Annotated in this window: 10 protein-coding genes; 5 read left to right on the forward strand and 5 right to left on the reverse strand. The window is 51.5% G+C overall.

The window, feature by feature from the left end; genetic code table 11:
• Positions 1-1058 precede the first annotated feature (1058 nt).
• The 4 genes from CHH75_RS24270 (at position 1059) to CHH75_RS24285 (ending at position 4564) form a co-directional block, all read left to right on the forward strand.
• Positions 1059-1496 (forward strand): GAF domain-containing protein, encoded by a 438-nt coding sequence (locus CHH75_RS24270; protein WP_095264497.1) that lies wholly within the window; start codon positions 1059-1061, stop codon positions 1494-1496.
• Between the two features lie 19 nt (positions 1497-1515).
• Entirely contained in the window at positions 1516-3144 is a 1629-nt protein-coding gene (locus tag CHH75_RS24275; protein WP_095399383.1) for a thiamine pyrophosphate-binding protein, read from the forward strand.
• 76 nt (positions 3145-3220) lie between these two features.
• Positions 3221-3562: a hypothetical protein gene (locus CHH75_RS24280; protein ID WP_095399384.1), complete on the forward strand. Its 342-nt coding sequence runs from the start codon at positions 3221-3223 to the stop codon at positions 3560-3562.
• Positions 3563-3574: 12 nt separating this feature from the next.
• Positions 3575-4564 carry a ketoacyl-ACP synthase III gene (locus tag CHH75_RS24285; RefSeq protein WP_095264491.1) on the forward strand — a complete coding sequence of 330 codons (990 nt, stop codon included), beginning with the start codon at positions 3575-3577 and terminating at the stop codon, positions 4562-4564.
• Between the two features lie 151 nt (positions 4565-4715).
• Here CHH75_RS24285 and CHH75_RS24290 read toward each other — a convergent pair whose 3' ends face one another.
• Positions 4716-5186 carry a DinB family protein gene (locus tag CHH75_RS24290; RefSeq protein ID WP_095264499.1) on the reverse strand — a complete coding sequence of 157 codons (471 nt, stop codon included), beginning with the start codon at positions 5184-5186 and terminating at the stop codon, positions 4716-4718.
• Between the two features lie 337 nt (positions 5187-5523).
• On the opposite strand from CHH75_RS24290, the gene CHH75_RS24295 reads away from it, so the two are divergent.
• Positions 5524-5742, forward strand: a complete 219-nt coding sequence (locus CHH75_RS24295; protein ID WP_141235882.1) for a hypothetical protein — start codon at positions 5524-5526, stop codon at positions 5740-5742.
• A 243-nt stretch (positions 5743-5985) separates the two neighbouring features.
• On the opposite strand, the gene CHH75_RS24300 is transcribed toward CHH75_RS24295, so the two are convergent.
• The 4 genes from CHH75_RS24300 to CHH75_RS24315 all read right to left on the reverse strand — a co-directional run bounded on the left by CHH75_RS24300 (position 5986) and on the right by CHH75_RS24315 (position 11299).
• A complete protein-coding gene (locus CHH75_RS24300) occupies positions 5986-8076 on the reverse strand; it encodes an amylo-alpha-1,6-glucosidase (RefSeq protein ID WP_095399385.1) in 2091 nt (696 codons plus the stop codon).
• Positions 8077-8206: 130 nt separating this feature from the next.
• Positions 8207-9031 carry a carbohydrate ABC transporter permease gene (locus CHH75_RS24305; protein ID WP_095264486.1) on the reverse strand — a complete coding sequence of 275 codons (825 nt, stop codon included), beginning with the start codon at positions 9029-9031 and terminating at the stop codon, positions 8207-8209.
• Positions 9032-9035: 4 nt separating this feature from the next.
• Positions 9036-9977: a carbohydrate ABC transporter permease gene (locus CHH75_RS24310; protein ID WP_095264484.1), complete on the reverse strand. Its 942-nt coding sequence runs from the start codon at positions 9975-9977 to the stop codon at positions 9036-9038.
• Positions 9978-10060: 83 nt separating this feature from the next.
• Positions 10061-11299 carry an ABC transporter substrate-binding protein gene (locus CHH75_RS24315; protein ID WP_095399386.1) on the reverse strand — a complete coding sequence of 413 codons (1239 nt, stop codon included), beginning with the start codon at positions 11297-11299 and terminating at the stop codon, positions 10061-10063.
• Between the last annotated feature and the right edge of the window lie 76 nt (positions 11300-11375).

Here is an 11375-nt window from a genome sequence, read left to right on the forward strand (position 1 = left end):
CGGAGTCGATGAGGCAGAAGTTGCTGCAGATGTGCATCGCGATCCCTGGCATCTCCTACTTGGAGCTGATCGCCCGTCAGCCGGATCGGCCCTTAGAGAACGCCTTAGCCGCAGCCTGAGCAAGACACCCTGAAACGTTGGGGCCTAGACGAATCCCGTTCATATTTATCCTTCATTTTTAAACCAGCCTGTATCGGTTCGCGAACCTGAGTCCTTCGTCTGTAACTGTCACACGATATTGAATTCATTCTACTGCTTCCACTCGAATCACTCTTCTGGCCACTTTGAGCGCGCTATTGCTCTACTTGAACCGCTCTACCGCTACACCTGTGGCACGCTACTGCTCTACTTGAACCGCTCTACCGCTACACCTGTGGCACGCTATGCTCTACCTGAGTCGCTCTACCGCCACACCTGGACACCCTATGCTCTACTTGAACCGCTCTACCGCCACACCTGAGGCACGCTATTGCCTCCACGCCGAACTGTCTCGAGTATAACCACATATAGTCGGCTTTCGAATGTGTCTGCTCCTGAGTTTCTGCGCTGCCTGATCAAAAGGGATAATCATGCAAAGCACACCCGAAACAAGTATAGATCAGCAGCCACCTTTCATTTTGAAAAATTGGGATCTTATTCTTTGTGAATAAAATATGAATTTACATACAATTTACATAAAACCCATGAAAAAACGATTCCTCGAAACCGATATAAAAGGTGTATTACAAGCTTGTATAGGATTGCGGACCCGGCTAAATCTCCGTAAATAAAGTGGAAGCCTGACACCGAGATAATCACCCTACTGCCCACTATTGGTCACGGTGTGTCATGTCCGGAGATGTTGCCTGCACTTTTTTGCCGTTTTACGCCGCCCGCACCAATGACAACGAGAGGAGGATCTGCTTTTACACGGAACATAAAGACTTCGTTATATGGTTAGAGACCGGCCAACTCTAAGGAAGCAAGCCCAGGTTCTCCAGAAAGCTGAATCGAAACGACGAAGACACGAAAACGCATGGCAACGACAACTTATTTAGAAATAAGGAGGAGAGCCCGGTATGGAGCGTTTGCACTTGCTTTTTGAACAGCTTGAGCGTCTGACGGGCGTAGCCGATATCGCCTACCACGAAATCAGGGAAGGCCGCCTATGTCCGGTATTGAAAACGAAGACCGACCATCTCGGCGTGGAAAAGTGGAAAAGCGTCCATGCACAGCATCCGGTCTACATTCAGCAGGATCGCCTCTTGAGGGAAATGCTGGAGCAAGAACTGCCCTCACCCACCGTTGTGCAGGACGTCAAAAATGATCCGCGCTCTGCCGATGAGTTCTTCTTGTTCGGAATCGACAGCATTATGGTTGTGCCTGTCATACAACTCGAAACCGTAATCGGAATCGTTGTTGTCGCTTCAATCGGGAAGCTGCATCATTTTTCGGAAGATGAGATTTCACAGGCAGAACAGTTGGTCAAGGAATACAGCGACGCATTCCAATTCTAGTTCAAGGGGGATTCCGCACATGAATATAGCCGAAGCCATATTGAAGTATTTGAGAGAAGTTGGAGTGGATCATATATTCGGGATTCCTGCAGGAATCATCGGGCCGATATACGACGCGCTGATCGATGTAGACATGAAGCCCATCATTACTAAGAACGAAGCCGGTGCGGCGTACATGGCCGCCAGATATGCAAGCACATCCGGCAAGCTGGCTGTCTGCGCCGGCGCTGGTGCCGTCGGGGTCGGCAACATGATGAACGGAATCGCTGACGCCATGCGCGCCAAAGCGCCCCTGCTCATCATCACCGGTTATGTGAATCGCTGGCAGATCGGCAAAGGAGCCATTCAAGAGATGGACGCCCAGGACATCGTTCGGCCGATCACCAAGTACAGCAACACCGTCATGAACGAAGCGGATGTGTTAGCTGAACTGGATAAAGCGGTAAGGATCGCGCTTACGCCTCCATTTGGCCCAGTGCATATTTCGATTCCAATTGATGTGCAGCGGATGGAAGCGCCTAATGTCCTTCCGGAGGCTCCAAACCTGGCTGATCTCCAAGTCGTGCGCTCTAATCCGAAGGAGCTGGAAGACGCAGTGTCCCTCCTGAATGAGGCAGAACAAGGAATCATTATGGTCGGACGCGGCGGACGGGCTGTGGCCGAAGAAATCATGCAGCTCAGCGAACGGCTGCAGTGGCCGATCATTACGACACCTTCGGCTAAAGGCATCATTCCCGGCGATTTTCCGCTTAACTTAGGAAACTACGGGTTTTCCAGCACCGATGCGGCCATGGAATACGTCACCACCTCCCAGTCTTCCTGCATTCTGATTCTGGGTACGAGCCTGGGTGAAGCCTCTACGTGCAACTTTAACGACATGCTCGTGGAGGGACGCAAGGTGATTCATGTTGATCGTGACGCCAGGGAAATCGGCAAAGTGTTCAAGACGGACGCACCTGTCCTCGCCGATCTCAAGGATGCGCTCCCTTATTTCCTTGAGCATGCCAAGCCATCCTCGGCTTCGTATAAGAAGCCATTGCCGCTGAACGAGGCTTACCAGCGCAATCATACTGGCTTATCCCTGCGCCTCTTCCTTGAGAAGCTGAGCAAGGTGATGCCGAATGATACGCGTTATGTGTGCGATATTGGGGAGTTCACCAATTTCGTGCTGAAGTATTTGGAAATTCCAGCCGGAGGAGACTTCGAGATTAATCTGAACTACGGAGCCATGGGATCAGCGATGGCCGGAGGGCCAGGATTGTATTTGGCGGATTCCTCTCGTCCGGTTGCTGTCATTGCGGGAGACGGCTCGTTCTTCATGAATGGGACGGAAGTGCTGACTGCTAAGGAATACGAGCTGCCTGTCATTTACTTCATCATTAACAATGCCATGCTATCCTACGTTGACCGTGGACAGAAATTTCTGTACAACCGCACGATGCCGGATTACAAGCAGGATCGGATCTCCATCGCTGACATGATGCGCATCGCCGGAATTCCATCCATGTCTGTGGGTCATCTGGATGATATGGACGACATTCCTGGCTTCGTCCGGGAGAGAGTTGGACCTTGCATCATCGAGGTGAACACGGACGGCAGTGAACCTGCGCCGATCCTGGATCGTCTGAAGGCACTCAAACATAAATGATCCTATTTTATCTATTTCAAACGAAGCACTATATAATACCAAAACCATTTCTAGTTCATAGGAGGATAACAAAATCATGGGAAGCTTTAACATCAAAATCGATCAAGCTGCAAAAGTATTTTATGCCGAGGTGGAAGGCACCTTTTCTCCGGAAGACGGCATGGCTGCCATGGAGGGCTACAACAAAGCGATCTCAACGATTTCCGCACCGGAATATGCTATCGACATCGACTGCACGAAGCTGAACGTCTCCGCGCCGGAATCACTCCCGCTGCTGGAAGGCTGCTTCGGGCTGTACAAGAAGGACGGCTTCAAGAAAGTAACACTACGGATTTCCAAAAACCCGATTCTGAAGATGCAGCTTGGTCGCGTTGCTCGTGGCGTACAGCTGGACAACTGCGAAATTATCGAACAATAAGGAGAGATGGCCATGAGAGGGGTACAAATTCGCGATATCGAAATTTACCATCCGTCCAAGGAAGTAGACAATGAATATTACATTAACTATTTTGCGGAAAGAGGCACGGATGTTACCGGGCTTGTAACCGCTCTGGGCCGTAACAAACGTTTTATTATCGATAATCAGGAAGAAAATACGTTTACGATGGCTGTCGAAGCATCCAAGCGGGCACTGGACAAAGGCGGACTATCAGCCGCAGATGTGGACCTGATCATTTTCACGTCCCAAACGCCGGAGTATTTGCTCCCCAGCAACGCGCTGAAGCTGCATCATGCGCTTGGAGGCGATCTGTTGACCGCCTGCTTCGACATCAATGCCAATTGCGCCGGCATTCTTGTAGCGGTGGAGCAAGCCGCGCGCTACATGGCTTCCAACCCTAGAATCGAACGGGCGCTTGTGGTCGGAGCTGATTACTTGTCCGTCCATAGTCCGGAACAGCCGGTCTATTATTCCAATTTTGCCGAGTCAGCGGTTGCTGTTATTTTGGAGCAGGTCGAAGGGACGCGCGGTCTGATCGACTCTATCTACCAAACCGATACGTCCGTGATCGACAATTCCCTTTTCCCTGCTCACGGATTATCGAATCTGTACCGCGAGGAATTTACAGCTAAGGACGCTCAGGTTCAATTTACGCCTTTCGATGATTCGGTATGCGCTGAATCTGCAGTTAACTCGATTCGGATCCTGCTGGAACGCAACCAGATGACTACTGACGATATTAAGGGCTTTATGTTCTCCCAGTTCACCACGGGCAATATTAAGCGAGTGTCCGAAGAACTCGGCATTGATCAGGACAAAGTTCCTTACATCGGAGACAAATACGGTTACACTGCAACGACCAGCCCCTTCCTGGCCCTCTATGAGGCCATTCAGGCCGGGCAAGTGAAACGCGGTGACTACCTGGTCTTCTGGACCGTCGGCGCCGGTTGGCAAAACGTTAGTCTGCTGATGCAGTACTGATCTTTCTTCCCCGGTTGTCATCCCATTCCCACAACTCCAGAATGGGATGAGCATCTATATCCTTAGAAAAAAAGTCCGTCTCCTCGGCCGAGGGACGGACTTTTATAATTGTCATCTATGATCTACTGCCCTGTCATCTATTCTGCTTTATCTATTCGAATAGCGGCACATTCGGGTCCTTTCCGCCGCCGTGAATCAGCATCGTGTGCAGTTGTCCACGGTGGTGATACAAGTGCGCCATAATTTCAAGCAGCCACTCATACCGCGTATACTTCACACCCCAGTAGGCGGTTACTTCACGCTGGAGCTCCTCCTCGCTCATCGCATGGAATTCCTGAAACAGGTAGGAATAGCCTGTAAGCAGCTCTGCCTGGATGTCTTTCAAATTGTCCAACGCGATACCCGAGTAGAACGCGCTCATCTCCTCCTCTGTCGCCCCTTCGGATATACGAAAATCCGCCCGACAGATGACAGCCATATGGGTTAGCAGTTCCCCTACGGAACGCTTGCCTTCCATTGACCTGATGTGCAGGTCCTCCTCCTCGAGCTTATCGATGATCGCAACGACGGACAGAATCGCTACTTCGATCTGATGCAGCGCATATCGGCAAAATGGATTCATCGCTTTCCTGCCTTCCTTATCATTCACGATATGTATATTTTATCCCCTAAAACATTATAGAACATATGTTCTCCAACATTCAACTGTAACCATCTGCAAGTCGGAAATTCCCACAAATTGGGTGGAGTGGGTGGTATACTAAGATCTAGAGGTTGCCTGAATGAGGTCATCTGACTTTATTTTTAATCATATTTAGGAGCGAACACATGATAATCCTGTATTCTCTTCTTAGTTTGGCCGCCGTCATCTTACAGTCATTCTTACAAAGGTTCATGTGTACTATGATGCGGAGGACATGAAAGACTCAGATGTCTATAGAAGATTTGTTGGCGTATCCATGCTCTTGATACTACCGGGGATCGCTACGATTTGGTTTCTGGATCTTAGCGAGCCGCAGCCGCTGCTTGCCCAACTGCTGGGACTGCCTTACTTCTATCGTGGGTATATGGAGTTTACCCACATTAAAGAATCCAACCGGCATAAAGTATCGTTTATTCTAGCTTTTTATTTCCTTGGTGCTACCATCGTGCTGGAATTACTCCGACTGTCAATGTAAAGAACCACAACAACCTTGGCCCCAGCCTAACGGCCTAAAGGGTACCAAGGTTGTACATTGGGGTAGAGCTATTTGGGTGGAGCTATTTGGGTGGAGCTACTTGGTTACTTGAGTAGAGCTACTTGGTTACTCGGGTAGAGCTACTTGGTTACTCGGGTAGAGCTACTTGGCTAAGTTTACTTGGTTAGGGCTTGGTTAGGGCTTGGTTAGGCCACCCTTGGTTGCGGTAGCGCTCTGACGAATTTACAGCGATGCTCCTGCAAGCGTGTAGCCGGTTGTGTTCTCCAGCACCTCCACCTTGAACGCTGCATCTGTTCCGGCATCCGCATCGCGAATGACATGAACAGACAGATGCCCGCTGCCGATGGCAATATGCCCGGCCTTCAGTTCGTTCATCCCTTCCGGCAGGAAAGGTGACAGCGCAATTTCCTTCTTGGCGGCGTTCGGGTAAAGACCCAGCATCGCTTGAAGGAATACAATCGCTGTGCCGGCTGCCCATGCCTGAGGGGAACATGTCGTCGGATACGGCACCGGATAACCCAGCTCTGCATCGTACCCGCAGAACAGCTCCGGCAGGCGCTGGTATTCAAAATGCCCGGAAGCCTTAAGCAAGCCGGATATGACGCTTCCCGCCTCTTCCCGGAATCCCATCTTCCCGAGTCCGAGCAGAATCATGCCATTGTCATGCGGCCATACACTGCCGTTATGATAGCCCATTGGATAATAACCTGCCGAGCGTGTGCTCATCGTGCGGATTCCGTAGCCGTTGAACATGTCCTTCTCCAGCATCCGGCCCGCTTGCGCCTTGGCGCGCTGCTCCGATGGCAGCCCGGTCATCAGCAGATGCCCCGGGTTAGAGGTGACGCTCCGCACCTGGCGCAGATTCTTGTCCAGCGCGATGGCATAGCAGGACTCCTCCTCCATCCAGAACGCCGATTCAAATCGCTCCTTAAGCGCTCCGGCGTCTTCCTCCAGCTTCCGGGCAAGCTCCGCATCCCCAAGCTCCGTGAAGATCGGTACCAGCGATTTCAGTGCCTGGTAGACGTATCCCTGAACCTCCGACAACGCAATCGGAGATTCGGCGAATTCACCCGATTCATGAATGATCGAATTCGCGGAGTCCTTCCAGCCCTGATTCGGGAACCCCTTCTCCGCCTCTTGCTTATAGGCCATGAAGCCCGAGCCAGCTTCAAGCTCAGCATCCATATATTCAAGGGCCCGCATGATGTTCGGCTTCAGCTCCTCGGCCAGGGAGAGATCCCCTGTCCAGCGGTAGTATTCACCGATCAGCATAAGGAACAGCGGCGTCGAATCAATCGTTCCGTAATACGGTGCGAACGGGGATTGCTTGGTCGTAACCAGCTCACCATAACGGATCTCATGCATGATTTTGCCCGGCTGTTCATCCCGCCACGGATCGTACTTCTCCCCTTGATAGGCGGCAAGCGTACGCAGTGTCCCTATGGCAATCTGCGGATTCACCGGCAGCATGAACAAGGCGGTAATCAGGCTGTCCCGCCCGAACGGTGCGGCAAACCACGGCAGACCGGCCACCGTCATACTGCCGAAGCCCACATCGGTGGTCAGCATTCGAAGATCCTGCACACTGCGCTGGAACAGGCCGTTAAAGTGCGGGGAATCGGACTGGACGCGGGCGCTGCCTTCATACCACGCCTCATAAGAAGCTTCCAGACGGCGCAACCCCTCTTCATAGCTAAGTGACTGAGCTGGCTCCAGCTGCTCCGACACTGGCATTATGCAGAACGTAATCACCTGACGCTGCTGCGGTTTCATCGGCAGCGAGAACGTGACGCTTCCACTCTCGTCTGCCTTGCCTTCAGGATGATCCCAGGCGATTCGAGTCTGTCTTCGCATCTGGTCTGCCCCAACATACGAGAACGTCAGCTCGCGCTCGCCGAATTGGGTTCCCTCCATGGCGCCAACCTCACCCGTCCGATACTTCCGGACAAGGAACATGTCCTGAAAATCCGCATCAAAAGCGACAGCAAACTCGATATTAGAATCATAGGTGAAGTAATTGGTGAGCTCCATGCGTTCATACAGCACGCCGTCATAGATGAACCGCTCCCGCAGCACTTCGATGGCGCCGTCATCCTTGGCTTCCTTCATCAGCCGGATGCTGGCAATATAGCTTTTATCCCCAGCGGAAGACAGCAGCGACGGCTTCTGCCCGTCAACGAACACCTCCATCCGGCTTAAAAAGCGGGTATCCTTCGTATATAATCCATGGCCCTGCTCATTCCCTTGAGCAATGTCCCCATCAAGTCCGGTAAGAAAGAACAGATCGCCTTCTTTAATCACACGGTATTCCATCATGTATCCCCCATCTGTATGATGTATGCTTCATTCAGTGTTTCTCCATCCCGGAACAAGTATCCTTCCATCAGCTGAATATCGGTGAACATCTGTCTGTCTGAATAAATTTCTGCTGTCGAGATGAATATCAGCCTTTGACCCCTGCGCTGGAGATCCCTTCAATATACTGACGCTGGAACAGGAAGAAGAACAGAATGATCGGCAGCGTGGACAGCACAACCCCCGCCATAATAAGCGGCGTATTCTCGAAGAACATATCCTTGACACTGTTAAGACCAACTACCAGCACATACATCTCCGGTGTGTTTGCCAAAGTGCTCGGAATGAGATAGCTGTTCCAGGTGCCCGAGAATGCAAGAATGGACATCGTGATCAGCGATGAACGAGCCAGCGGATACACAATTCGCCAGAACGCCCCCATCTTGGTCAGACCGTCGATTCGAGCAGCCTCCAGAAACTCATTGGGCACGGAAATGAAAAATTGACGCAGCATAAAAATGTACAGCCCTTGATACAGAAACGGCACCGTCAGTCCCAAGAACGTATTCAGCCAGCCAAGCTGGGCGACATTCACGTACACCGGGATCAGGATCATATGGTACGGCACCATCATGGTCGCAACCACAATCCAGTAAATCACCGTTTTCCCCCGGAAATTCAGCTTCGCCAGTGCAAAGCCGGCCATCGGGTTAATGATCAGGTTGCCAACCACCACGACGCCTGTCATGATGACGGTATTCAGGAACCATCGCGGAACATCATAAGCCGGATTCGTGAAGAAGATTTTAAAGTTGTCCAGCGTCCAGTTCGCCGGTGACGTCAACGTGTTCACAAACCGCATCGGAATGATGGACGAGTACAACGTGTAGAGAAAAGGAAGGGCGAATAGGAGCCCCAGCAGAATCGTCCACAGATACATCAGCGGACGCTGAACGTTCGTACGGGTCATCATACTCTCACTCCTTCTCGTCCAGGAATTTTTTTTGCAGATACGTAATGAGCATAATAATGATAAAGAACAGCACAACCGCCGCACTGCCGTAACCGATGTTCATATACCGGATGCCGTGCTGGTAGAAATACGTGACGACCGTGCTGGTCGCCCCTGCCGGCGAGCCTAATGCGCCATACCGAGAGATCGCGGCAATCTGGTCATAGATCTGAAAACCTGCGATCGTGGACACAGACACGATGAAGAACGTAATCGGCTTCAAGTACGGAACGGTGATATAACGGAATTTATTCCATTTAGAAGCCCCGTCAATTTCTCCTGCCTCGTACAGATCCTTTGGAATCTCCTGCAGACCGGACAGATACACAATCATCGTGAATCCCGCTTGCTGGAAAATAAACAGGATACAAACGAACAGCAGCGCATAGCTCGTATCTGCGAACCAGGTCACGTTGCCGAACCCGAACATCCCGAAAAACTCGGTCAGAAACGTTCCTTTCTTGAACAGCATCATAAAGACCGTCGTGATCGCAATCTGCGACGTAATATACGGCAGAAAGAACACCGTCCGGAAGATGCCCTTCCCTTTCAATTTCTGATTCACCAGGATGGCCAGCAGCAATCCGAGCAGCGTCTGGATCGGAATCGAGATGGCCACGATCTGCAAGGAGTGAAGCAGTGCGCGGAAGAACTCTTTATCCTGAAGAATCTGGATATAGTTCTGCAGTCCGATAAACTGCGCTTGATCCAGCGCCGCAAAGTTGGCATCCTGAAAGCTTCGAACAAATGACTGAATAAACGGATATAAGAACCACCAGGCCCACAAGATCAAGAAGGGCAAGGAAAACAACCAGCCCAGCGTCATATCATGATCGGCCAGCGACCGAAACCAGGACTGTCTGATCTTGTTGCCGCCTATGCCGGCTTGTTTGCTGTAATTGGACATCTGTCTCCCCCCGTCCATACTTTTATACAAAAATCGGGCCGCTCCCTCTGTTTCAGAAGCGGGAGCGGCCTGACCCTGCGCTTTTATTGGAACTGACTTTGAATATCATCAAGAATTTGCTGCGCCGTCTTGCCGGAGCCGCCAAGAATCAAGCCCTCCAGCTCTTTCACAAGCTCATCGGTAAAACGCTTCGTGTCGGTTGGATACCCGTAATCCGTGCTGTACTCCAGCGCCGGCTCGATGGCCTTGAACTCCGGATTTAACTCGAAGTATTGAGCCGACAGCTCCGGAATCGAAGGGTTGAAGCCAAGCTCCATAAACGCGGTTTGCGTAGTGTCATTGGTCATGTAATATGCCGCCTGAAGCGCGGCTTCCTTGTTCTTCGCGTCCTTCAGCACCATGTAGGCGTCAGAGCTCATCGTGCTGCCGTTCGTCGTTCCCTTCGGAACCGGAAGTGCCACATAGTTCAGGTCTGGATTTGCATCCTTCAGGTAGCCCTTGTACCAATAACCACCGGTGCTCATCGCCCCCAAATTGTTGGCAAACACTTCGCCGTCCCAGCCGAAGCCGACCGATTTCGGCGTAACTGCAATGCCTTCTTCATACATGTCGATGATCATTTCCAGGGCCTGTACGTTCTCCGGGGAATTGATCGTTTCGCCATTGCCCCATCCGCCGCCAAAGCTTTTCACATAGTTCGTAATATGGAATGCGTCGAGGTTCACGATGATCCCTTTCACATCCCCTTGATTCAGCACTTTCGCTGCTTCAATCACTTCATCCCAGGTGGTCGGATAATCGCCGAGCCCAGCATCCTGCCACATCTGCTCGTTAATAACAAACATCGCCGGCATGTCGCTGTTCGGGATGCCGTATTGCTGACCGTCCACACTCCAGATGTTCTTGGAGGCCTCCATGAACCGGTCCATGTCCACACCGGTCGTCTCAATCAGCTCGTCGAGCGGAGTGAACAAGCCCTTGTTAATATACTCGTACGCGCCTTCGTTGGACATTTTAATGAATTCCGGGGCAACGCCGGCCGCAATCTCGCCAGGCAGTGTATTCCAGAACTGCTCGCTGCTCGGATATTGCTTGATCTTGAGTTCAATATTCGGATAGGTCTCGGAAATCGCATTCGCTGCTTGCTGATAAATCTCCAAGTCCTGCGCCGACCCCCAGAAGCCAAAGTTCACCGTGATCTTCTCGTCTGCGCTGCCTGCCCCCTTGTCAGCGCTGTCACCGCTCCCGCAAGCGCTTAGGCTCACAACGAGAGCCAGGCACAGTACCAGGGTGGTATATAACTTTTTGTGCACTTTCATCATCACGTCTACCCCCATCAAAGAATGTCATCTTCTGTTTACATGCTCTATCATATCGACCCGCACAAACAAAAAGAGG

It is taken from the genome of Paenibacillus sp. 7541 (genome assembly GCF_002276395.1).
GTDB lineage: Bacteria > Bacillota > Bacilli > Paenibacillales > Paenibacillaceae > Paenibacillus_AQ > Paenibacillus_AQ campinasensis.